The organism is Pseudalkalibacillus sp. Hm43 (assembly GCF_054170705.1).
This window is the reverse complement of sequence record NZ_CM135129.1, coordinates 673,912-698,255: the sequence shown is the minus strand read 5'-3', so window position 1 is coordinate 698,255 and position 24,344 is coordinate 673,912. Positions and strand designations below refer to the sequence as shown.

Below are 24,344 nucleotides of genomic sequence, written 5' to 3'. Positions count from 1 at the left end.
GTGGACTCTAGAAGTATGTGTTATACCTTGTGATTTAGTCTGTGATTTTGCGTTATGCACCTCACAAGTGAACCCATTATGAATGAGATTCTCAGGTTTTTTATTAGGCTGTTTTCGCAAACTTTGTTGCTCTTGATCGTCGTTGATTTCCGTTCCAGGATGCTCGCTTTTTAGAAAAAAGATTTATAAGATGAATGTAATCCCAGCGTATAGAAGGGCTGAAATGCCAACTGCAATGAGAGCAGCTTTCAATTTGAAACGAGCATACTCCATCACCTGGAGGTTCAAAATTCGGCTAACGGTATTGATATCATCACTCAAGGGAGAAGCGAACGAACCGAATGTACCACTTGCAAAAACAGCACCGATCACAAGTGGCAAGGAAACGTCAGCGAGAGCTGCCATGGATATACCGAGGGGCATGAGGATTCCCCATGTTCCCCAAGCAGAACCAATGAAATAGGATACTGCGCAACCGAATAAGAACAGAATCGGGGGCACGAGGATCGGTGGAATCCAGCTGGCATTTTCCGTGATGAACGAAGAAAACCCGAGATCCTCTGTAACAGAAGCCAATCCCCAGATGACAGATAACAAAAGGATGACCGACATCAAATTGTTTCCACCAAAAACGAAGCTCTCAATCAATATCTTCAGCTCGAATTTCTGGAACAGGAACAAAAAGACGGTCAAGAGTGTGGTGATCAATAGTGCAATGACCATCGCATCCAAGACGTTCGCCTTGATGAAAGCCTGGAAGAAGCCATAGCCTTGCTGAGCTCCGTCGTACCATGTGAGAGCTAGCGTCAATACGATGACAAGAAACAGGGGCAACAACAAATTGACCGGCTTTGAAGGAAGATCAAGGGAAACGGCCGGATCACAGTTGTGCCAATCATCTTCGTCACCTTCATCAGCTGGTTGCTCCTGTTCACCATCAGATGAATGATGGAAAAAGCTCAAGTAAATCCCCACAAGGAAAATGGCAATTGCGAAAAAATTGAAAGGGATACTCTGGATGAACAAAGAATAAGGGTCACCCTCTAATTGTTGGTTGTGCAAACCGAGCTCGATGACCGACACCATATAACCGACGAAGGCTGTGGCGATCGGTATGAGGACGATGATGGGAGTGGTCGTCGTTTCAATCACGAATCCAAGCTCTTTTTTCGTCATGCTCACTCGCTTCATCAAGGCGCGCATGATGGGTCCGATGGTGACAAAACGGAAGCTTGGTGCACTGAATGTTCCGAGGGTTGAGACATATGTTAGGAGTATAGCTTCCTTTTTAGTATCGACCCTTTCAGACGCAGCTTCGACGAAGCCCTTGATCCCACCTGCGATCTTGATCATACCGACGAGTCCGGAAAACACGTACAGGAAAACGATGATCTTGATGTTATTCTTATCAACGAGAGCAGTGACCAGATAGGTCAACATCGTTTCAATTCCTCCGATGACAGAAGGATTCATCAAGTATGCTCCGGCTATCAAACCGACGAGAATCCCTGGAAGGACTTGTTTGGTCATCATCGCAATCGGTATGACCAGCAAAAAAGGTATAATGGAGAGCCAATTTCCGTCCATAAATAGACCACCTATTAACTGAAATGTTGTATACTTGAAAGAACATTTTTTACGTACTGAAAGAACTTCTTTTAGCTTGTGAAGTGGGTTGAATATTATACTGTATAAAAAACGGAGGGGAACGGAAATGATCCTAGTACAAGATCAACTGATGGAGCAGTCCAAACTACATATTGAAATGGAAGACAGAGGATATCAATTCGGAGATGGCATTTATGAAGTCATCCGAATTTATGATGGACAGTTCTTCGGAATGGATGAACATTTGGTGCGACTGCAACGGAGTGCCAATGAAATCCAAATGCAGCTTCCCTTCTCGTTAGAAGTCCTGAAAGAACGACTAATGGAACTGGCTGTTGCCAATTCGATCAAAGACGGTCAAGTGTATTTACAGATCACACGAGGAGTAGCAGAGCGCACGCACCATTTTCCGGATCATGCAAGCGGTATCCTTGTCGCTTATACGAAAGAAGCGCCACGTCCTCTCAATAAAATGAAGGAAGGCATTTCAGTCATCACAACAGAAGATATTCGCTGGTTACGTTGTGATATCAAGAGTTTGAATTTGCTTGGAAATGTATTGAGTAAACAAAAGGCGAAGGAAGCGGGCTGTGATGAAGCGATCCTGATTCGGGATGGGATCGTGACGGAAGGTAGTTCTTCCAATGTGTTCATCATCAAAAATGGTGAATTGTTCACACACCCAGCGAACAATTATATTTTGAATGGCATCACAAGGAATGTGTTGCTTGAACTCGCGAAACAATCGGCTATTAACGTAAAAGAAAAAACATTCACGAGGGATGATCTGATGAATGCTGATGAAGTCATCATCACGAGTACCACTATGGAGGTTTCGCCCGTCGTCACGATCGATGGAAAACAGGTTGGCGATGGCCAACCGGGTCCTGTAACGAAGAAGCTTCAAGAGAAATTCAATCAACGTATTCAACAAAATCAAAGTGTAGAAAATTGATTTCTTGTGTTTCTTCATTAACCATGGTATATTTTAATTTGAATTCAATAACCGGTAGCTCATATTAAATCGTAAACGTAGTGAGGCACTTCCGGAAACGGGAAGTGCTTTTGTATGTCTTATGGCATGTTTTGGTTTACGGTATTGGAAGCTGTGGAACTTTCAATAATAAGAGTAATGGTATTAGGAAAGGCATTGTTAGTTACTTATTGAAAACATATAGATTTTGATGACAAATATCCTCAAAGGTGAGGAATTTTTGGTTGACGGTAGAGCCGAACGTCAACATGACATGCTAACGCTGCCTTATTTAAAAAAGGAGTTAGATGATTTGACAACATTTAAAGATTTAGGAATTGAAGCACGTACGTTAAAAGCGATTAATGACATGGGATTTGAAGAACCGACACCAATCCAGAGAGATGCCATCCCTGTAGCAATCAAAGGGAAAGATTTGATCGGGCAAGCTCAAACGGGTACAGGAAAGACTGCCGCATTCGGTATCCCGATTATCGAAGCAATCGATAAGGAAGAAACAGGTGTCCAATCATTGATCGTAACACCGACACGTGAACTTGCGATCCAAGTTGCTGAAGAGCTTAACAAAATCGGACACCATAAGCGTATTCGTACGCTACCGATTTACGGTGGTCAGCACATCGGATTGCAAATCAAAGCATTGAAGAAAAAACCACAAATTCTTGTAGGTACACCTGGTCGTCTTTTAGACCACTTGAACCGTAAGACGATCCGCCTTGGCGAATTGAAAACCGTCATCCTCGATGAAGCGGATGAAATGTTGAACATGGGATTCATTGATGATATCAAAGCGATCCTTGGTCAAATTCCAGAAGAACATCAAACGATGTTGTTCTCTGCAACTATGCCAAAAGCGATTCAATCACTTGCGAACCAATTCATGAAAAAGGACCGCGAAATCGTCCAAGTGAAAGCAAGTGAAATGACGGTTACGAAAATCGACCAACGTTATGTGAAGGTCCATGAAAAAGAGAAATTCGATGTCCTTTGCCGTTTGTTGGATATCCAAGCACCTGAACTTGCCATCATTTTCGGTCGTACGAAAAAACGTGTAGACGAAGTGACGGATGCATTGAACAAACGTGGGTACTCTGCGGACGGTATCCATGGTGATCTTTCTCAGCAAAAACGTGACCGTGTCATGAAGAAATTCCGTACAAATCGTGTGGACATCCTCGTTGCGACAGACGTTGCAGCTCGTGGTATCGACATCAGTGGCGTGACACACGTCTACAACTTCGACATTCCTCAAGATCCAGAAAGCTATGTACACCGAATCGGTCGTACAGGTCGTGCTGGTAAAACAGGAGTGGCAATCACATTCATGACATCTCGTGAATTCGATCACTTGAAGACGATCGAACAGATCACGAAGAAGCGCATGGAACAAATGACGATCCCTACAACGGATGATGCCCTGGAAGGTCAACAACGTATGGCTGCGGATCAACTGACGAATACCATCAAAAATGATGATCTTGAATCATATCATGCTGTTGCAGATGAACTGCTTTCCCAATATAATCCTCGTGATTTGGTAGCTGCAGCACTTAAAGGTTATACGAAAGAGCCGGATAAGACGCCAGTTGACATCACACCGATCAAGCCGTTGGATTCCAAGAAAAAATCCAATAAAGGTGGCGGCGGTCGACCTTACAACAAGCATAAAGGAAAAGGTGGACGTCCTCCAAAGCGTGGCGGCGGTAACCGACCTCAGAACAGCCGTTCTGGTGGCGGCAGACAGAACCGTTCTCACCGTTCTTACAAGCAACGAGTGAAATAAGACAATTTCAGTGAAACAGGAAGTGATGCTTCATGAAAAAAATCCTCCTGTTAGCGGATACGCATTTACGAACTTCTGGGAAACCTTTCCCAGAAGTTCTTTTAACAGAGATGGAAAAAGCAGACCTGATTTTACATGCAGGAGATTTCATGGATTCAAGTGTTTTGGAAGAGTTGATGAAATATGCACCAGTCGAAGCGGTGTATGGAAATGTGGATTCCGATGAACTGCAGGAGCGACTTCCCCATAAGAAAGTTGTGGAAATAGAAGGTTATCGAATTGGACTCGTTCATGGTCATCTCGGAAAAGGAAAAAGTACACCGAAACGCGCTTTACGTGCATTCGAAGAAGAGGAAGTCGATGTCATTGTGTTTGGACATTCCCATATTCCTCATCATGAAGAGGTGGACGGTATAATCCTTTATAATCCAGGATCAGCGACTGCCAAACGATTTCAAAAGAATTATTCATATGGTTGGCTTACGATTCATGACTCTCTCCAAATTGAGACACACTATTTCTAGACCTGTCGACAGGAGGGATTAGTGTGACGTTGAAACGTGAACCCCATGTATATACATTTGAAGCGAAAGACGGTAGTGTTGTGACGATTCGACCAGCTGACATTCGGGATGCTGAGCACATCATCCAGGCTGCAGAATCAATTGTCAAAAGCCGTTCATTCATCCAGAAAGAGAAAACGCGTACCATCGAAGAGGAGCGTTCCTTTATAACTGATGTGAAACTGTCGGACAACATGTACGCTGTTGTTGAAGTGGACGGTAATATCGTCGGTATTGCAAGGGTGTTGAGAGGTGAGCTCGAAATGAAGCGGCACTGTGGCGTTTTCCGGACTTGGATAACGGAAGAAGCTCAGGGCAAAGGGATCGGGACGAAAATTATGGAGTATACGCTTGAATGGGGGAAGACGGAAGGGCTTCATAAGCTTTGGTTGACGGTCTTTTCCAACAATCCAATTGCCTCCAAATTGTATGAGCGATACGGATTCGTTCATGAAGGCACCCAGAAAGATCAGCTTTGCATAAAAGGGGAGTACGAAGACGAGATTTATATGGCGTACTTCTTTCATTGAGCAACTCTAAAAAAAGGAATGACCGGGATGGGTCATTCCTTTTTGTGTTCATGAAGGGCGACTTGGTCACCCATGTCTTCCCGTTCGAGAAGATCTCGGATGAAGCGCTTCTCTTCCTCTGTTATTTGATTGGAGATAAGATGCCGGCGTTCCAACTGCTCAAGCGCTTCGTGCTCTGCATATAGAGCTTGTTTGATCGCACGGGCAGTCGATTCTTTTCTCAATTCGGGTTCCTGTTGATAAAGTCGTTCCAGTTCCTCATTCAATTCCTTCAATTCTCCGTCATATTGATCGACCAATTTATTGTAGACGATGGACGACAATGTCCCTTCAGCCGTCATCCTCTCCAACTGTTTACGCCCTGAATGATAACGGTAAATTCGGCTTTGAATACGATCATACTCCAATTTTTCCTCTTTCGTCGCCTTTTCACCTAATAAGGATACGAGCGGCTTGATTGTTAATCCTTGAACGACAAGGGAGAAGAAGACTACTCCGAAAGCAAGCATCAGAATCTCTTCACGAAATGGAAAATCAATGGGTAGGCTGAGTGCAAGCGCAAGTGATAGAGACCCTTTCAATCCGCCCCAATTGAAAATGTGCTTCCAGTTTTTCGGCAGGGAGCGGATGAAACTGATCGTGCTGTACACGGCGATGCTTCTCGCAAGCACAACGATTCCGATCGCGATGAGTACTTGAATCCAGTTGACGGAATGGACCATCCGCGTGATTTCGAGACCTACGAGCAAAAAGACGAGAGAGTTGGCCACGAGTGAAGCGACATCCCAAAAGGTCCGGATGCTGAGGCTCGTTGTCGGGCTCATCCCGATGCGGGTTCCGAAGTTACCGAAAATGATTCCTCCGATGACAACGGCGATCACCCCGGAAACATGGAAGGCTTCTGCCACGAAAAAGGATCCATAGAACAATAGCATCGAAAAGACGATTTCTAATGGGTAATCATCAAAAAAGGTTGTCAGTCTGGAGAAGAAGTAACCGAACGCGCCACCGACTAGTAGACCTCCGATGACGACTTTGAAAAATTCGCCTAAGGCGATGCCGATGCCACCCGTCCCAGCGTCGAGGATCACATCGTACTGATAAGCAGCAATCGTGAACAAGACGACAGCCAAACCGTCGTTGATCAGACTTTCACCTTCCATGACAGTCGAAATCTTGTGATTGACACCCATCGATTTGAAGATGGACAGCACACTGATGGGATCCGTCGGGGCCATCAATGCCGCGAAGACGAGTGCCGCTTGGATGGAGAGCCCGAGAAACAAAGCGGTCATCCAACCTGCGGTGACGAATGTAATCAATGTACCGATGACTGCTAGCAGCAAAATCGGCATTTTGTTTTCTTTTAAATGAGAAAAAGGCAAGTTCAGTGTTGCTTCACCGAGCAAAGTCGGTAGAAAGATCGAGATGATCGCAAAGTGGAAAAACTCATCTTCTGCAAATGTCTCTTTCAATTCTTCTAATCCACTGTATGGCATCAGACCGATCACGACACCAATGATGACCAGGGCAATTGGATACGGCTGCCTCCACTTTTTTGCGACTGCAGTAATTCCTGCGGCGATTGCTAACAATAATAATACGAGTTCGAATTGTGTTTCCATATGTACTCCTCTCCCAAAATTGTCCAATAAGTCTTGTTCGTTCTCAACGGCTCCATTCTATATCTTTCCAAATTCTTCATCTTCTATTATATCGAAAACAGCAGGACAAGTTTAAAGGAACGCACAGAAGTTGGTAAATATGATAAAGTAAGAATAAAACGATAAAAAATCAGGTGTTAACATGACAACGAATAGACAAAACAAAACGAATATCTGGTTGGACCGCTTTTATCAAATGGACCAACATTTTGCACAGAATCAAGCCGATCAAGCTTTTTTACATAAAATTCGTCAGCTCGCTCAGAAAGCGGATGCTGAAGAAATCACGATTGCGTTTTGTGGACATTTCAGTGCTGGTAAATCCAGTATGATCAATACGCTCATGGGCGACGATATGTTGCCGTCATCTCCAATTCCGACAAGCGCCAACATCGTCGCTTTGAGGGAAGGGGAACCTCGGGTGATCCTGACCGATCAACATGGTAAAAAGATCGCTTATGAAGGTGAGATGGATCTAGATGAAGTGAAGAAAGCTTCTAAAGATGGTGAAGGGATACGTACCATCGAAATCCTTAAGCATCACCCTTTCTTGAATGATGATACAGTGTTGATGGATACACCGGGAATCGATTCAACGGATGATGCCCACAGGATTTCAACGGAATCCATGCTCCATCTGGCTGACGTGATCTTTTACGTGATGGATTACAACCACGTTCAATCTGAACTGAATTTCGAATTTACAAAGGAAATGCAGGATCTCGGAAAAGAGGTCTATCTTGTCGTGAATCAGATCGACAAACATAGTGAGAAGGAGCTTTCATTTGCGGACTTCAAGCGTCAGACGACTGAAGCTTTCATGCATTGGGGCGTGCGACCGAAGGAAACCTTTTTTACGTCGTTAAAAGCAACAGATCATACTGAAAATCAGTTGGATCGTCTACAGCAAGAATTGAAGCAAATCAAAGCGAACAAGCAAGCTTATATCCGAAAAACACTGGAATCGATGAGCGCACAAATCATCAATGAATATTTGGAAAAAAAGTATCCTGATGTTGATGAAGGAAATCAAAAGGATTCCAAGTCATTGATCCATGAGATCGAATCGTTCGAAGATCAAAAAGCGGCATTGGAAGAGCAGGATCAGAAAGTGGAAAAAGAGTTCCACGCCGAATTGAGAAAACTGATCGACAATGCACGTGTTGCCCCATATGAAGTGAGAGAACTGGGGAGAGCGGTGCTTGAGAGCCTGAAGGAAGACTTCAAAACGGGTCTTTTCTTCACAAGGAAGAAAACGGAAGAAGAACGCGAATCGCGAATCAAACGCTTTGTCGAAGCGGTCAATGAGAAAGCGAAAACGGAATTGGAATGGCACTTGAAAGATGAATTGCAAAAGCAAATGAAAAAATTGAACGTCCATGATGCAGACATCGAAAACAGCATCCTGGAAATGGAGCATAAGTTCGAGCCAGAAGATATATGGCGTCTCCAACAAAAAGGGGCGACGTTCAACGAAGCATATGTGCTTCAATATAATCGTGATGTCGAGGATGATTTAAAGAAACGGTACCGAAAAGATGTTGTTCAGTTGTTCGAGAAAATCAAAGAAATGTATTTGAACGAACAAGTGAAACCCCAACAAATGAAGTTGAACGATGAACTTCAACAGTTGAAGGTAGAACTTGAAAAGGTGAAGGGGGCTTCGGTTGAAAACGACCTTTACATGCACGAACAGGAAACGCTCCGCCAACTGCTTCATTCAAATGAAGAAGCGAACGGTACGGAAGAATGGTTTAAAGACGTACTAGATCACCTTCAATCAGAAGTTGAAGAAGGAAAATGGATCAAACAGCCAGACAAGCATGAAGCAGATGCAGCTGATTTTACAGTTGAAGAAGAAGAAATCGTCGAAGGGTCAACAGTTAATATTGAACAAGCTGCTTCCCAGCTGGATCAGGCGAGTGAACTACTAAGTGATTGGTCATCTCTCAGTGACTTGACGAAACGGATGAAGGAACGTTCTGGAAAAATCAAGAACAAAGAATATACGGTCGCATTGTTCGGCGCATTCAGTGCAGGAAAATCATCCTTCGCTAACGCCTGGATGAAACAGGATGTCCTTCCTGTATCACCGAATCCGACTACGGCGACGATCAATAAAATTTTACCTGTGACCGATGAAAACAAACACGGAACCGTCAAAATTCAACTAAAATCGGTCGAAATCATCTTAGAAGAAGTGAATCATTCGTTACAACGCTTCGGAAAAGAGTGTAGAACCCTCGAAGAAGCGGTTGAGGTCATTCAAACGCTTGATAGTGAGAAACCGGGCCCTCATTACAACTTCTTGATGGCTGTATCGAAGGGATACGCGGCTATGAAGGACTACCTAGGTTCAGAACAGATCATCGATCATGAGAACTTCGGTTCGTTTGTGGCACAAGAAGAACGTGCATGCTTCACAGAATCAGTGGAACTGTATTACGATTGTGAACTGACCCGGGAAGGGATCACGCTCGTGGATACGCCAGGTGCGGACTCGATCAATGCGCGTCACACCTCCGTTGCGTTCGAATATATCAAGAACGCGGATGCGATCGTTTTCGTGACCTATTATAACCATGCATTCTCGAAAGCGGATCGTGATTTTCTCATACAGCTCGGCCGTGTAAAAGATACGTTCTCAATGGACAAAATGTATTTCGTCATCAATGCAGCCGATCTTGCGAAAGATGAAGAAGAACGGGAAGCCGTCGTCGATTATGTAAGGTCCCAATTGAACACATACGGCATCCGGCACCCTCGTATGTATGCTTTATCCAGTAAGGAAGCTTTGAATGAACGTAAAGGAGAGTCGAAAGAAGATCATTCGAAATTTGGTTCATTTGCGGAGTCCTTCCATACGAACACCATCCGTGAACGGGACGACATTCTACAGCAGCAAGCCAATCAATTACTGCAAGCAGCGAAAGATCGCTTAACGGAATGGATCCAAAACGCACAAGCGGATAAAGAGACGCAAGCCGCTCAAAAAGATCAACTGAAAACAGATCAAACTGAGATTGAAGAGAAAATCCATTCTAGCTCGACGAAACCATATGAAAAAGCAGTTGTCCAAGAAACGAATGAATTGCTCCATTATGTCGTTCATCGTTTGATGCTCACGTTCAATGATGAATTCAAGATTGCCTTCAATCCATCCGTCCTTTCACAGAAAAATGTAGGGAAAGAACAACTCCTACGCTGTTTAGAGGAATTGTTGGAATCGATGGCGTTCCAACTATCTCAAGAATTACGGGCGACGACATTACGCGTGGAGAAGAAATTGAATGACCAGCGTCTCCAATTCTTTGATATGATTGCGGATTTCACATCTGCAAAAAGCCAATATGAATACATGGAGATGGCTGAGCTCTCGATTGAGACGCCAGAAGTCGAAGCAGTTTGGTCCAAATCAACACGTGAAAACTTACGACCTTCGTTGAAGCGGTTCAAAAATCCGAAGCAGTTCTTTGAAGGGAATGGACGCGATGAACTTAGGGAAGAACTTTCTGAAAAGTTCCTACCTGAACTACAGATGGTCGTCGATCGCTTCACAGAACAGTTCAACCTTTTTTATAAGGAAAAAATGACGGATGAATTGAACCGACTCAAAGAACAGATGATAGATGAAATTCAGCAATACTATATTGGTCTGATCGAATCATTCGGTTCGAAGGAACAATTGGAAACGTTGCAAACGATGAAACATGAGCTTGACCAAATCATCCAACAAGAGGTTCGTGTCAATCATGAATGAGGAACGTTTCCATTGTTGTGCGACCTGTATCCATTTTCGGGTCGATAAGAAACCAGGTTCCATTACGTATTTTTGTGAGCGACTCGGCTATGAAACGAAGCCGGATTATCGGTTCAATTGCTGGAAGCCGAAAGAACATGTAAAAAAACTGATGGATAAGAAAAATAGGGAAGATTAAAAGGAGGAACGTACATGTCTGTACATCACGAGATTTCTAAACATAGCAATGATCAACATGCAAGAGTACGTCAATTCGCTCAACTCGACGAAAAACGGGAGCAATGGATCGAGATCGCCTTGAAGAAATGCAAAGCGGATGATGATTTTTCAGAAGCGCTCGTAAAAATCAATGAAGTTACCGAGCAGATCAATGAGCTGGCGAGGAAAGGCATCGTTCCACAACGTAAGAATGTAACGAAAGACATGATCAAAGAATATTGTCAAAAGCAATAAAGAGCGAAGAGTGTGATGGTGTACATCGCACTCTTTTCATAAATTTCGGAGGTAAACCATGAAAGAAATGAAAGAGCTTCATTCCATCGAGGCAGTGAATCACTTTGTAGAGAATCATCGTTTGAGCTTCATCTATATTTCAAGAACGAATTGCAGCGTCTGTCATGCCTTACTTCCAAAGGTCCGTGAGATGTTGGTTGATTATCCGGAGATCCAGATGGGCCATATCAACGCAGATGAAGTGCCAGACATTGCAGGCCATTTTTCCATTTTCACCGTTCCAGTCCTGTTACTGTTCGTAGAAGGAAAAGAATACATCCGAGAAGCAAGATTCGTACAGATGGATGCGTTGGAATCTCAAGTGAGCAAAATATATGAATTGAATACTTGATTACGTGAGGAGAGGGGCACATGTTAAAAAGATTGTATGGAAACCGTCCGGGTTGGACGAGGCTCATCGATCACCAATATGCACAAGCGTTCATTGAGGAAGATGACTTCACAGGTCATCTTTCTTTGTTAAAAATGAACAGTGTGACCGAACCGCTGATTGTAAAATACGATAACAGTGAAGTATGTATCATCGATGACGGTTACTGCTGGCTTCAGCACTTCCCGATTGGTGAACATTATTCCGTCACGACGATGTATGATTCAACGGGCACGCCAGTCCAGTGGTATATCGATGTATGTGAACAGATTGGATTTGATGAAGGGGTTCCATGGTTGGATGATCTGTTTTTGGATCTGGTCATCCTTCCATCTGGTGAGATGATCGTGAAGGATGCTGATGAACTGGAGGAAGCACTCCAGAAAAAGATCATCAGGACATCACAATACGAGAAAGCATGGACTGAGTTGAATCGCCTGAAAGAGCAGGTCCAGCACGGGACATTCCCTTTGTTGCAGAAATCCTCTTTACATAAGGATCTTCTTTATAAAAAACTGTGCTAGGTATAAAAACAGCTTAAATTGCTCAAACCTTACATAAGGAGTTGAGCGAAATGTTCATCAATACGTTGTTCGGTTTGTTGATCCCGTGGATTGCAGGGATCTTTTTGTTAAAGAGAGACACGAAAATCTTTCTGTTGATTGCACCGTTTGCGGCTGTTGTGGCGTTTACGTTTGATGTTGTCGGCTTCCATTTGAAGTTTTGGCGAATCGATCCAAAGCATGATATAGAGACTTTCGCCGCATTACCGATGTATTTCGGCGTCTATCCGATCCTCACGGGTTTCCTTTTCTACTTCATTAAACGTTCGGGATGGAGCCCGATTCTCTGGATTCTTTTATTCACTTTGTTGACGACGATCATTGAGTATACGGGAGTGGTGATCGGCATGGTCCATTATTACAACGGTTGGACGATCCTCTGGACATTCGTTTCCTACTTACTTGCGTATATCGTCTGTTATGGATACTTTATCTTGTTGAAAAAATATGTGGATGTATAGCAAAACGAGCAGGGGATGCCTGCTCGTTTATTTTTCGAGTCGATTAAGGAAGCGTTCTAATCTGTCGAGACCTTCCTTCAGCTGATCTTGATGATACGCATAGGAAATCCGGATATAATCGTCTCCGTAATCGGAAAATGCAATACCTGGAACGACTGCGAGCTTTTCTTCCTCCAACAGTTGGGTTGCGAAATCCCATGATTTCATGCCATATTTTTTGATTGAAGGGAAGAGATAGAATGCGCCACCTGGTTTATGGATTCCAAGACCCATGTCTTGAAGGCGCGAGTAGGTGTAGCCCAACCGCTGTTCATAAATCTCCCTCATCGGCTTCGCATCATCTTTACCATTTGTTAGCGCTTCGACTGCGGCAGACTGGGTGATTGAAGATACGCACGTCACGTTGTACTGATGAACTTTGAGGATATGCTGTGTGATATCAGCATCCCCCAATAAAAATCCGATTCTCCATCCTGTCATCGAGTGGGATTTCGATAGCCCGTTGATGACGATCGTCTTCTCCCTCATGCCTTCATACGTGGCGATGGATTGATGTGCTTGATCGTAAGTCAATTCACTATAGATCTCATCAGATAGGACGAACACATTTGTATCTTTCAAAAGGTGAGCGATTTCTTTCCTTTCATCATGCGATAACGTCATCCCAGTTGGATTGGAAGGGTATGGAAGAATGACGCATTTCGTCCGGTCCGTCATGTTTTTTTCAATAAGTGATGCAGTCAGCTTGAATTCCGTTTCCCTCGTATCCACGTGGACCGGCTTTGCACCACATAAGCGGATGACCGGCTCGTAACCAGGATAGACGGGTCCCGGCAATATGACCTCATCTCCTTCGACGAGGATCGTGCGCAGCGATATGTCGATCGCCTCACTTGCGCCGCTCGTGGCGATGATTTCGTTTTCGGTCTCGTAATCGAGATTGTATTTTTCTTTTACAAATCGTCCGATGGCGTTTCTTAGTTCGATCGAACCTGCGTTATGTGTATAGGTTGTCTTGTTTTCATCAATTGCCGTTTTACCGGCTTCTTTTACATGTTCCGGTGTTGGGAAATCCGGAAGTCCTAGCGTCAAAGAAATGGCATCAGGATAAGCGGAAACTCTGTTGAAGAACTGCCGGATGCCTGAAATTTGTATCTCTTTCACTCTTGGATTGATCCATTGCTCCATATGTAAAACGACCTCTCTTTCTTCATCTAACTGAAGTTTAATCGTTTGTACAGCACCCGTCAATGAAGGTGTCCATTCGTTTGTCATCGGCAAGTCGATTCAGATACAATGAAGAAAATGAAAAGAGTAGGTGAATGGATCATGAAAAATATCGTATCAGTGGATTGGTTGTATTCATGGCTCGATGACGAAGGTGTCATTCCCGTAGATTGCCGGTTTTATTTGAACAATAAAGACCAAGGACAGGAAGAATATCATGATGCTCACATTCCGGGTGCGCATTATGCCGATCTCGAGAAAAACCTTTCGGGTCCAGTCAGAGATCGTGGTGGACGGCATCCGTTACCAGATCTGGACCAATTCGTCAGTTTCCTGGAATCGATGGGAGTGGATGAAACGAAAACGGTCGTCGCATATGATGCACAGAACACCGCAATGGCTGCCCGACTCTGGTGGATGCTGAAATATCTCGGTCATGAAAAAGTTTACGTGTTGGATGGAGGCTTCCAGGCTTGGGAGAAAAAGAATTATCCATTGACGGAAAAACTTCCGGATGTCGAGAAAACCACGTTCAAACCAGACATCCAGGAAGATATGGTTGCAGATCTGGATGAAGTAAGGGAAGCGACTGACAAAGAAGATATCGTGTTGATCGATGCAAGAGATGAAGCAAGATATCTTGGTAAATCTGAACCGATCGATGTAAAAGCAGGACATATTCCTGGGGCTCGCAACCGCTTTTTCATGGACAATATCGAGCAAGGAACTTGGAAATCAACCGATCAATTGAAGGAACGGTTCGAAGCGGAGGACAAGCCAGTCATCAATTACTGTGGGTCAGGGGTCACCGCATGCGTCAACGTACTTGCTCTTGATGAAATCGGTAAGAAAAGCAAGTTATACGTAGGTAGCTGGAGTGACTGGAGCTCATATGATGAGCACGCAGTTAAGACGGAACCGAACGAGAAATAAGGATGATATTTATTAAATTTCACGTACCGTACTGAAGTTTGATAAATTGAATACCAAACCGTCATTAAATGGTTTTTAATAAAAACTCATTATCCGTTGCCATCCCGATGGAAACGGTGTAAACTCTATTTGGCATAACGAAAAAGTAATGAACCAAAGGAGAGAAACGGGATTGACTTGGGAGGTTTTGAACGTCATCGGTACGTTGGCTTTTGCGATCAGTGGAGCCATCATCGCGATGGAAGAGGACTACGATCTTCTCGGCGTTTTGATATTAGGATTAGCGACCGCTTTCGGAGGCGGAATCATACGAAATATATTGATAGATGTACCGATGTCGACACTGTGGCAACAGGACATCCTCATTAAAGTGACGGTTCTCGTTATCGTCATCGTGTTTATCATACCGGATGGCTGGATTCACTGGACGAGAGGTTGGCTGAACTTTTTTGATGCAGTCGGATTATCGACTTTTGCCATCCAGGGTGCTCTTTATGCGTATGCAGCAGGTCACTCGTTGACGGCAATCATTATGGCGGCGGTCATGACAGGTACAGGAGGCGGAATTGTCCGTGATCTTCTTGCAGGGCGAAAGCCGACGGTGCTTCGGTATGACATTTATGCCGCATGGGCGATCATTGCAGGGATCTGCATCGGAACGGGATTCGTTTCACAGGCATGGGAACTGTATGCATTATGCATCATACTGATCACGCTGAGACTTTTTTCAGCCAGGTACCGCTGGAAATTGCCTCATCGATACTTGCAAACCTTATAAACTTGAAATATCAACACAACTTCCAGGATGGAAGTTGTGTTTTTTTTATCGTATAGATCTGTTTTTGGTTATTTCCCATAAAATTGAGTGCATTTCCCATAAAAATAAAAATTTATAGACCAGAATCAGAGATTTCCCATAAATCGGCGAATTATTCTCCTCTCATACTTGCAGGAAAAGGACATAAACATATGGAATCATATAGAAAAATAGTTGTCATCAAATCTCGATTGGGGGCATGGCAAGGATGAAGGAAACGAAGGTGTTCAAGGAAGATCGCGTAATCACATCGACCGATTTTACGGTGGATGTCTCGCTGGATTTCTTTAATGAACGATTGAAAATAGAGGATTATAGAGGAAACGTTGATTCGATCCACAAACAGATTATGAGACTACTTGCCGACAATCCGTTCTCAAAAGTCATCGTCTATTCTAGGCAAGAAGACTGGAAGAACTTCTTATCTCTCGGTTATCAATTCGAGGCACTTTTCTCTGGATACTTCAGCGGAAATGATGCCTATTCCATGGCGCTTTTCACGGAAAATGCCCGTCGCACGAGTGACTACTGGGTGTATGAAGATGAAACGTTGCAGCAAGTGCAAGAGGTGGAACGAACATTAGACGTCCCGACAGCTGCACATTATAAAATCCGAAAAGCAGAGGCAACGGATGCGTATGCGTTATCAGAACTGTACCAGGCTGTCTTTGAAATCTACCCGACGCCGATGAACGATCCGAAATACATCGAAAAGCTGATCAACCAAGACTCGATTTTCTATGTTGCCGAGTTCGATGGAAAAATCGTCAGTGCGGCATCGGCCGACATCAACACCACCTACCACAATGCTGAGCTCACCGACTGTGCGACCTTGCCTGATCATCGGAAGAAAGGTCTCATGAAAATCCTCATCGCCAAGCTGGAATGTGAGTTGAAAGAGAAGCAGATTTACTGTGCTTACTCGATCGCACGTGCCCTCTCATTTGGGATGAATGCGGTTTTCCACCAACGATATTATCAATATAAAGGGCGATTCACAAAAAACTGCAACATCTATAACAAACTTGAAGATATGAACCTATGGGTCTGTGATTTATCAAGACGGAAATAGATGCCGAAAAACCGGCAGCAGATGATGAATTTTGGGCATCTTGTTTCAAGGGGGTAAGGAACATGCTACTGGATGTCACCAATACGCGCGAAATGCTCCAAGCCATCTTAAGTTCCATTGACGAAGGAATTCATGTCATCAATAAAGAGGGCATTACCGTATTTTACAACGATATCGCGTCCATTCATGATGGTGTTGCAGTTGAGGATGTACTCGGCAATCACTTGCTGGATGTGTTTCCGACCTTTTCAAAAGAAACGAGCACATTGCTGAAGGTCGTGGAGTCGGGTGAACCAATCTATAACCAGCATCAACGCTATCCGAATGTAAAAGGAAAGCTGATCACGACGGTCAATACGACCCTTCCGATCGTTGTAAATGGGGAAATTGTCGGAGCAGTTGAAATTGCAAAGGACTTCTCGAAAATCCAACAGCTTTCCTGGAAATTGCTTGATCTGGAAGCAAGGGTCAAAGGTTCGACTACGAATGAACGGCCGAAGGAATACGAAAACGGAACCAACTTCAAGATGAACGACATTTTGACACAGAATGATTTGTTTTTAAAAGTGAAGGAAACCGCGATGAAAGCGGCAGAATCGACTTCGCCAGTCATCGTGTACGGGGAAACGGGTACTGGAAAAGAACTGCTCGTTCAGGCAATCCATAATGCATGCGATCGTCGCAAACGTTCTTTTATCGCTCAAAACTGTGCAGCGATTCCGTCATCACTGCTGGAAAGCATTCTATTCGGAACAGCGAAAGGAAGCTATACCGGAGCAGTGGACCGACCGGGATTGTTCGAGCTCGCTGATGGTGGCACGCTGTTTCTGGATGAGCTGAATTCCATGCCGCTCGACACCCAGGCGAAGCTGCTTCGCGTTCTTCAAAACGGAAAAATCCGCCGTGTAGGAAGTACGACGGAAAAAAGCGTAGATGTTCGTGTCATCGTTGCGATGAACGAAGATCCGAAAGTGTGCATCGAGAAGGAAACGCTACGGAAAGACCTCTACTACCGATTGAACGTCATCTTTTTAAAAATACCGCCGTTACGGGACCGAAAAGAAGATCTTCCACTGCTGATGGACCATTTCATCCAACGGTATAACTTCAAATTTGGTAAACTCGTCATCCGGGTTTCAGATGAAGTGAAGCGATTGTTCAACGAGTATCATTGGCCCGGCAATGTCCGTGAATTGGAGCATGCGATTGAGTCGGCTTTGAACTTGATCAGCGAAGATACCCTGACCTTTGAGCACATCCCGATCCACTTGATTGAGGCGTCCGATCTCCCGGGTGAAGAAGTCCGGATCCCATCACTTCGGGAAGCAATTTCGGACACCGAAGCGAAATGGATCAAAAAAGCGATGGATGCGACGGACGGAAACATCCAGCGAGCGGCTAAACTTTTGAAAATACCACGACAAACCTTGCAATATAAGCTCTCAAAAATCAATGAGAAACATACTGCCGAAAATTAGGCGGTGTGTTTCTTTTTTAAAACAAAAATATCACAAATCAATCCTCCGCAAAATAGTCATTCACCCTTTTCTGCCTATGTCTCATATGATGTAGAGGAACTATTTTCTGAAAAATTAGAAATTGGCATGAAACTTGCATTTCATATAGGTGAGCAGAACTTTTAATGGGGGGAATGACATGAAAGAGTTCATTTATAAGCCGAAACGTCATTGGAAAGATGTTGAGCTCTGGAAGGATGTTACCGATGAGCAATGGAACGATTGGCTCTGGCAGCTGACCCATACGATCCGGAACGTCGATCAATTGAAGAAAGTGGTCAATTTGACACCAGAAGAGGAAGAAGGGGTTCGGATCTCCACTCGGACGATTCCGTTGAACATCACGCCTTACTATGCTTCACTCATGAATCCGGATGACCACCGTTGTCCGATTCGGATGCAGTCGGTACCGATATCCGCAGAGATCAACAAGACGAAGTACGATCTCGAAGACCCACTTCATGAGGATGAAGATTCACCTGTCCCGGGTCTGACTCACCGATATCCGGACCGTGTCCTTTTCCTGGTGACGAACCAATGTTCGATGTACTGCCGTTACTGTACGCGACGCCGTTTCTCGGGCCAGATCGGAATGGGTGTACCGAAGAAACAATTGGATGCCGCCATCGAGTACATCGCGAATACACCGGTCGTGCGGGACGTGTTGATTTCCGGTGGAGACGGATTGTTGATCAACGACAACATCCTCGAATATGTGTTGAAAAATTTACGGGCGATTCCGCATGTTGAAATCATCCGGATCGGGACCCGAGCACCGGTCGTGTTCCCGCAGCGGATTACGGAAAACTTGTGCAATATCTTGAAGAAATACCATCCGGTTTGGCTGAATACACATTTTAATACATCGATTGAAATTACCGAAGAGTCGAAAAAAGCGTGTGAAATGCTGGCCGATGCCGGTGTACCAGTCGGAAACCAAGCTGTCATTTTAGCGGGTATCAATGATAGCCCTTACATTATGAAAAAGTTGATGCACGACCTCGTAAAGATACGAGTCCGTCCATATTACATCTATCAATGTGACCTGTCAGAAGGAATCGGACATTTCCGGGCACCTGTCTCCAAGGGTCTGGAAATCATTGAATCGCTCCGCGGTCATACATCGGGCTATGCTGTACCGACGTTTGTCGTTGATGCACCAGGTGGCGGAGGTAAGATTTCCGTGCAGCCGAACTACATCATTTCGCAAAGTGCCGATAAAGTGGTCTTGCGGAATTTTGAAGGTGTGATCACGACATATCCAGAGCCAGAAAATTATGTACCAGGCCGGGCCGAAGCGTATTTCGATGAACTCTATCAAATCGCAGAAAAACCGAAGAGCGTCGGAATTGCCGGCTTGATGAGGGATGAGGCGTTCAATCTTGTACCTGAAGGATTGCAACGGTTGAACAGACGGAAAACTTACAACGATGATCCGGATCACAGTTCATTGAAGGATCGCCGATCGAAACGGGATGAAATGATCGAGCGGAAATGGCAAGCCGAACAGAACAAGACGGCTGGGGAATAAGGGGGGATTCTATGCAATGTGCGTGGTGTGAATCGAAAAAAGCGACCAATGCAGCTGCGACTTGTTACTGGGAACTTCCAGACGGAACAAGAGCTATAGAAATTGTGGCGATTCCATCTGTCCAGTGTCCGGATTGTGGAATGGAATATCAGGATGAAACTTTAGTTGAAGAGATCGAAGACCAGCTTATGTTGATTGATACGAAGCCGCTGCCGAATTCCTTGACCTACCAAGAACTGATGGAAGTCCCGCGGTTTTTGAAGAAGAATTATTTTAAATTGTAGAGTATCGGACATCTGATCTGATTCATCACAGATACGAAAGGAGCAGCGATCCATTCGGTGCTTCTTTCATTATAGAAGAGAGGTGTTATCTGCCATGGCCAAGAACAAATCACATCTCATCAAACCTTTGCTTGGCGCATCTTATCCTGAAGTCGCATATGGGAAAGGGATCTATTTATACGATACAGACGGAAACCGATATTTGGACGGCGCTTCTGGTGCAGTCACAGCGAATATTGGGCATGGTGTCCCGGAAATCATCCAGGCGATGAAAGAGCAAGCGGAAAAAGTGTCTTTCGTCTATCGCTCACAGTTCACGAATCGACCAGCAGAAGAACTCGCTGAAAAGTTATCACAAATGGCTCCAGGTGACCTTGATTACGTGTTTTTCGTCAACAGTGGATCTGAAGCGATGGAAACGGCACTCAAAATCGCCATCCAATTTTGGCAGGAAAAAGGGAAACCGGAAAAGAACCGCGTCATATCTCGATGGACCAGCTACCACGGAATAACACTCGGAGCTTTATCCATGTCTGGCCATGTGCTGAGGCGGAACCGCTTCTCTTCATTGCTCGCAGATTACCCGGTGGTGTCACCACCGTACTGCTATCAGTGTCCTTTTTACGAAACCTATCCGACATGTGGATTGAAGTGTGCGAATGAACTGGAAACCGCAATCCAGCGCATCGGTCCGGATAAAGTGGCAGCATTCGTGTTTGAACCGATCATCGGGGCAGCAGGAGGCGCAATCGTTCCACCTGACCCTTATTACAACAGAATCAAGGAAATTTGCGACAAGTATGACATCCTTCTGATTGCCGATGAAGTGATGACAGGATTCGGTCGGACCGGAAAAGGGTTTGCCATGGAGCATTGGGGCGTGGAACCCGACATCATGGCACTCGGAAAAGGCTTGAGTGGTGGATATACACCAATTGGCGCAACGATGGCCTCGGAAAGAATCATCAGCACGATTGAGAGAGGTTCGAAAGTCATTATGAGCGGGCATACGCTGAGCGGAAACCCTCAATCAGCGGCCATAGCCCTTGCCGTCGTCGATTACATGAACTTGCATCAAGTGTGTGATAACGCAGCGGATCTTGAAGCGTTCGTTGAACAGGAGCTACATCAAATTGCGAATCGTTATCCTTTGGTCGGAGACGTGCGAGGAAAAGGTCTTTTATGGGGCCTTGAATTCGTCAGCAACCCTGACACGAAGGAATGCTTCCCGATCCACACATTCGTGACAGAGCGGACCATCAAGAAATGCTTTGAAAAGGGATTGATCGTCTATCCTGCAGTTGGTGGAATCAATGGTACTTCAGGTGATGCAGTCATCGTAGCACCACCCCTCACGATCAATAAAGAAGAAGTGAAACTGTTGTTGACGACATTGGAAGAAGCGATTGCTGAAATCAGTCATGATCTCGACCAGGAAGGTCTTTTACAGCACCGGTCGATCAGTTAGAAAGGAGGAGAATAGATGACGGAACCGAATGTCCCTTCTAAAGTTGTTGAAATGGAACATCTTGCTTCCTGTTTTAAAAACGGCATGACATTGATGTGCGGAGGGTTTGGGGGAGTCGGTGCTCCTCCGACTCTTGTAAACTTTATTTTGGACCTCGGAACAAAAGACATTGAACTCATTTCCAATGACGTTGGTTTTCCATGGATCGGACCAGGCAAGTTGATTACCGAGAAAAGAGTGAAAAAGCTCATCGCTTCTCACATAGGCTCTAACCCAGAAGCCGGAAAACAGATGCACGACGGAGAGCTTGAGGTCGTGTTTTATCCCCAAGGTACGTTAGCGGAGAAAATTAGAGCGGGGGGCATGGGGCTCGGAGGCATTCTGCTCGATGTCGGCTTAGGAACGCTCGTTGAAAAAGGAAAGCAGAAGGTGAATGTGGAAGATAAAGAGTACATGATCGAACCGGCACTCTCAGCCGACGTTTCCATCGTTTTTGCAAAGGAAGCAGATATATACGGGAACCTGACGTTTGATAAAAGTGCAAGAAATACAAACCCGCTCATCGCAACGGCTGGAGACATCACGATCGTTGAAGCGGAGCGGATTGTCGGTGCTGGTGAATTGGATCCCGAGTGTATCGTGACACCGGGTGCATTCGTCGATTACGTCGTACCGAGTAAAGGGGTGGACTGGAAATGGGTTTGGGAGCTGAGACGCGCAGACGGATCGCCAAACGTGCCGCACAAGAAATAACGCATGGCATGATCGTCAACCTTGGAATCGGAATTCCGACTCTTGTTGCTGATTATTTGAAACCAGAGCTTGGTGTGATGCTTCATACGGAAAATGGCATCCTTGGTATGGGTCCATCACCAGAGGATGGAGAGGAAGACGGACATCTTTCGAATGCTGGTGGTTACCCAGTGACGCTTGTTTCAGGTGCTTCCTACTTCGACAGTGCCACTGCGTTTGGCATCATCCGCAAAGGATATCTCGATATGACCATTCTCGGAGCGCTTGAAGTGAGTGAACAAGGCGACATCGCCAATTGGATCGTCCCTGGGAAAAGAGTACCTGGAATGGGAGGCGCAATCGATCTCGCTCAAAAAGCGAAGAAAGTGATTGTCCTTATGAATCATACAAATAAGGATGGCGGCTCGAAAATCGTTCACCGCTGTAATTTGCCATTGACCGTTCAAAAAGGGGCGCACATGATCATCACTGAAATGGCGGTTTTCCAAGTAAATGACGACCATCTTGAGTTGATTGAAATCATGCATCCGTATACGCTCGAACAGATTGAAAAGGCCACAGAAGCGACATTCCAAGTGAGTCCGACGCTCACGACAATCCAATCGTGAGCGATCTTTTACATATTGGGAGGAGGCGTTCATCCTGAAAACGAAAATTAAAAAATGGATTGATGAACACCGGGAAGAGGCGACGGACCTTTTACAGAAACTCGTCCAAGAGGGTAGTGAACAGGGAAATGAGCAAGGTGTCCAGCTTCTCGTAAAAGCGCATCTCGAAAATCTTGGATTAGACGTAGACTACTGGATTCCGAGTGACGAGGCATTCCTTAATCACCCTTACTTTTGTGCAACTCGAAAGGATTTTTCCAAGAGTCCGAACATCGTAGGTACATGGAAAGGAACCGGTGGAGGTAAGTCGATCGTATTGAACGGGCATATCGATGTCGTGCCTCCCGGTGACTTGAACCAGTGGGATTATCCTCCTTACAGTGGTCATATGGAAGACGGGAAGATGTACGGCAGGGGTGTCACTGACATGAAAGGCGGCAACCTCGCTCTACTTCTGGCGATCCAGTGTTTGAAAGAACTGGGTGTGAAGCTGAAGGGGGATGTGCTTTTTCATAGTGTGATAGAAGAAGAGAGCGGTGGGGCTGGCACGCTGGCTGCGATTTTAAGAGGTCATACCGCTGATGCAGCCCTGGTGCCCGAACCGACGAACATGAAGATTTTTCCGAAACAACAAGGATCGATGTGGTTCCGACTGAAGATCAACGGTCGATCCGCGCACGGTGGAACCCGGTATGAAGGCATCAGTGCGATTGAGAAAGCGATGCCGGTCATCCATGCGATACAAAACCTTGAACACGAGCGCAACAAGCGGGTGGATGATCCACTTTACAGGAATACGCCGATCCCTCTACCAATCAATATTGGAAAAATTGAAGGCGGAAGCTGGCCGTCCTCTGTACCAGATGAAGTATTGATTGAAGGCAGAATCGGAGTTGGACCTCAAGAGACGTTAGAAGAGATAAAAGCTGAATTCGAACACTCGATGCGCCAGATCGAGGACAACTGGATTCAACAGCATCCGGTTCAAGTGGAATGGTTCGGTGCGCAGTGGCTTCCAGGTTCTATAGACGTCGAGCACGAATTGATGGGTATCCTTCAAAGCAAGTATGAGGAAGTATTGGGTGAACCTCCTGAGATTGAGGCGTCTCCTTGGGGAACAGATGGTGGACTTTTGACTCAGGTCGGAAACACACCGTCCATCGTGTTCGGCCCAGGTGTCACGGCATACGCGCATTACCCGAACGAATACATCGAGCTTGAAAAAGTGTTCCAAGTCGCTCAGATCTTCAGCCTCGTCATCTATGAGTGGTGTGAAGGGGAAGGGCTCTAAAAAGGATTCCATCGTAACCGATGGGATCTTTGTT

At 45.1% G+C, this 24,344-nt stretch carries 23 protein-coding genes; 20 read left to right on the top strand and 3 right to left on the bottom strand.

Features of this window, described 5'->3' with window-relative positions; translation table 11 throughout:
• Nucleotides 1-183 precede the first annotated feature (183 nt).
• A complete protein-coding gene (locus ACXQIQ_RS03765) occupies nt 184-1,587 on the bottom strand; it encodes a Na+/H+ antiporter NhaC family protein (RefSeq protein ID WP_439300071.1) in 1,404 nt (467 codons plus the stop codon).
• Nucleotides 1,588-1,714: 127 nt separating this feature from the next.
• On the opposite strand from ACXQIQ_RS03765, the gene dat reads away from it, so the two are divergent.
• The 4 genes from dat to ACXQIQ_RS03745 all read left to right on the top strand — a co-directional run bounded on the left by dat (nt 1,715) and on the right by ACXQIQ_RS03745 (nt 5,478).
• A complete protein-coding gene (dat, locus tag ACXQIQ_RS03760; RefSeq protein ID WP_439300072.1) occupies nt 1,715-2,563 on the top strand; it encodes a D-amino-acid transaminase in 849 nt (282 codons plus the stop codon).
• Nucleotides 2,564-2,894: 331 nt separating this feature from the next.
• Nucleotides 2,895-4,385, top strand: coding sequence for a DEAD/DEAH box helicase (locus ACXQIQ_RS03755; protein ID WP_439300073.1), 1,491 nt, complete (start codon nt 2,895-2,897; stop codon nt 4,383-4,385).
• 32 nt (nt 4,386-4,417) lie between these two features.
• Nucleotides 4,418-4,909 carry a metallophosphoesterase family protein gene (locus ACXQIQ_RS03750; RefSeq protein WP_439300074.1) on the top strand — a complete coding sequence of 164 codons (492 nt, stop codon included), beginning with the start codon at nt 4,418-4,420 and terminating at the stop codon, nt 4,907-4,909.
• Nucleotides 4,910-4,932: 23 nt separating this feature from the next.
• Nucleotides 4,933-5,478: a GNAT family N-acetyltransferase gene (locus ACXQIQ_RS03745; protein ID WP_439300075.1), complete on the top strand. Its 546-nt coding sequence runs from the start codon at nt 4,933-4,935 to the stop codon at nt 5,476-5,478.
• Between the two features lie 32 nt (nt 5,479-5,510).
• Here the strand turns inward: ACXQIQ_RS03745 and ACXQIQ_RS03740 are convergent, their stop codons facing one another.
• Entirely contained in the window at nt 5,511-7,103 is a 1,593-nt protein-coding gene (locus ACXQIQ_RS03740) for a Na+/H+ antiporter (RefSeq protein ID WP_439300076.1), read from the bottom strand.
• 181 nt (nt 7,104-7,284) lie between these two features.
• Here ACXQIQ_RS03740 and ACXQIQ_RS03735 point away from each other — a divergent pair, with 181 nt between their 5' ends.
• The 6 genes from ACXQIQ_RS03735 to ACXQIQ_RS03710 are packed head-to-tail and all read left to right on the top strand — an operon-like array spanning nt 7,285 to nt 12,809.
• Nucleotides 7,285-10,902 (top strand): dynamin family protein, encoded by a 3,618-nt coding sequence (locus ACXQIQ_RS03735; protein WP_439300077.1) that lies wholly within the window; start codon nt 7,285-7,287, stop codon nt 10,900-10,902.
• Entirely contained in the window at nt 10,895-11,080 is a 186-nt protein-coding gene (locus ACXQIQ_RS03730) for a hypothetical protein (RefSeq protein ID WP_439300078.1), read from the top strand. The genes ACXQIQ_RS03735 and ACXQIQ_RS03730 overlap by 8 nt, the downstream gene beginning before the upstream one ends.
• A 14-nt stretch (nt 11,081-11,094) precedes the next feature.
• Nucleotides 11,095-11,355: a DUF2533 family protein gene (locus tag ACXQIQ_RS03725; RefSeq protein ID WP_439300079.1), complete on the top strand. Its 261-nt coding sequence runs from the start codon at nt 11,095-11,097 to the stop codon at nt 11,353-11,355.
• A 58-nt stretch (nt 11,356-11,413) separates the two neighbouring features.
• Complete coding sequence (locus tag ACXQIQ_RS03720; protein WP_439300080.1) at nt 11,414-11,746, top strand: thioredoxin family protein; 333 nt, start codon at nt 11,414-11,416, stop codon at nt 11,744-11,746.
• Nucleotides 11,747-11,766: 20 nt separating this feature from the next.
• A complete protein-coding gene (locus ACXQIQ_RS03715) occupies nt 11,767-12,309 on the top strand; it encodes a DUF402 domain-containing protein (RefSeq protein WP_439300081.1) in 543 nt (180 codons plus the stop codon).
• 50 nt (nt 12,310-12,359) lie between these two features.
• Nucleotides 12,360-12,809 carry a CBO0543 family protein gene (locus ACXQIQ_RS03710; protein ID WP_439300082.1) on the top strand — a complete coding sequence of 150 codons (450 nt, stop codon included), beginning with the start codon at nt 12,360-12,362 and terminating at the stop codon, nt 12,807-12,809.
• 27 nt (nt 12,810-12,836) lie between these two features.
• Here the strand turns inward: ACXQIQ_RS03710 and ACXQIQ_RS03705 are convergent, their stop codons facing one another.
• Nucleotides 12,837-13,997, bottom strand: a complete 1,161-nt coding sequence (locus tag ACXQIQ_RS03705) for an aminotransferase A (RefSeq protein ID WP_439301941.1) — start codon at nt 13,995-13,997, stop codon at nt 12,837-12,839.
• Between the two features lie 141 nt (nt 13,998-14,138).
• On the opposite strand from ACXQIQ_RS03705, the gene ACXQIQ_RS03700 reads away from it, so the two are divergent.
• The 10 genes from ACXQIQ_RS03700 (at nt 14,139) to ACXQIQ_RS03655 (ending at nt 24,310) form a co-directional block, all read left to right on the top strand.
• The gene (locus tag ACXQIQ_RS03700; RefSeq protein WP_439300083.1) at nt 14,139-14,969 is read left to right on the top strand and encodes a sulfurtransferase; all 831 of its coding nucleotides are present in this window, start codon (nt 14,139-14,141) and stop codon (nt 14,967-14,969) included.
• A 172-nt stretch (nt 14,970-15,141) separates the two neighbouring features.
• A complete protein-coding gene (locus ACXQIQ_RS03695) occupies nt 15,142-15,747 on the top strand; it encodes a trimeric intracellular cation channel family protein (RefSeq protein WP_439300084.1) in 606 nt (201 codons plus the stop codon).
• A gap of 247 nt (nt 15,748-15,994) precedes the next feature.
• Complete coding sequence (gene ablB, locus ACXQIQ_RS03690; RefSeq protein WP_439300085.1) at nt 15,995-16,858, top strand: putative beta-lysine N-acetyltransferase; 864 nt, start codon at nt 15,995-15,997, stop codon at nt 16,856-16,858.
• Between the two features lie 62 nt (nt 16,859-16,920).
• Nucleotides 16,921-18,336, top strand: a complete 1,416-nt coding sequence (locus ACXQIQ_RS03685; RefSeq protein ID WP_439300086.1) for a sigma-54 interaction domain-containing protein — start codon at nt 16,921-16,923, stop codon at nt 18,334-18,336.
• A gap of 178 nt (nt 18,337-18,514) precedes the next feature.
• Nucleotides 18,515-19,906, top strand: coding sequence for a lysine 2,3-aminomutase (kamA, locus tag ACXQIQ_RS03680; protein WP_439300087.1), 1,392 nt, complete (start codon nt 18,515-18,517; stop codon nt 19,904-19,906).
• Between the two features lie 11 nt (nt 19,907-19,917).
• Complete coding sequence (locus ACXQIQ_RS03675) at nt 19,918-20,190, top strand: YokU family protein (RefSeq protein ID WP_439300088.1); 273 nt, start codon at nt 19,918-19,920, stop codon at nt 20,188-20,190.
• A 94-nt stretch (nt 20,191-20,284) separates the two neighbouring features.
• Nucleotides 20,285-21,658, top strand: a complete 1,374-nt coding sequence (locus tag ACXQIQ_RS03670) for an aspartate aminotransferase family protein (RefSeq protein ID WP_439300089.1) — start codon at nt 20,285-20,287, stop codon at nt 21,656-21,658.
• 15 nt (nt 21,659-21,673) lie between these two features.
• Nucleotides 21,674-22,411 carry a 3-oxoacid CoA-transferase subunit A gene (locus ACXQIQ_RS03665; RefSeq protein WP_439300090.1) on the top strand — a complete coding sequence of 246 codons (738 nt, stop codon included), beginning with the start codon at nt 21,674-21,676 and terminating at the stop codon, nt 22,409-22,411.
• Nucleotides 22,354-23,019 (top strand): 3-oxoacid CoA-transferase subunit B, encoded by a 666-nt coding sequence (locus ACXQIQ_RS03660; RefSeq protein ID WP_439300091.1) that lies wholly within the window; start codon nt 22,354-22,356, stop codon nt 23,017-23,019. The genes ACXQIQ_RS03665 and ACXQIQ_RS03660 overlap by 58 nt, the downstream gene beginning before the upstream one ends.
• A gap of 31 nt (nt 23,020-23,050) precedes the next feature.
• Entirely contained in the window at nt 23,051-24,310 is a 1,260-nt protein-coding gene (locus ACXQIQ_RS03655) for a peptidase (protein WP_458026083.1), read from the top strand.
• Nucleotides 24,311-24,344: the final 34 nt, after the last annotated feature.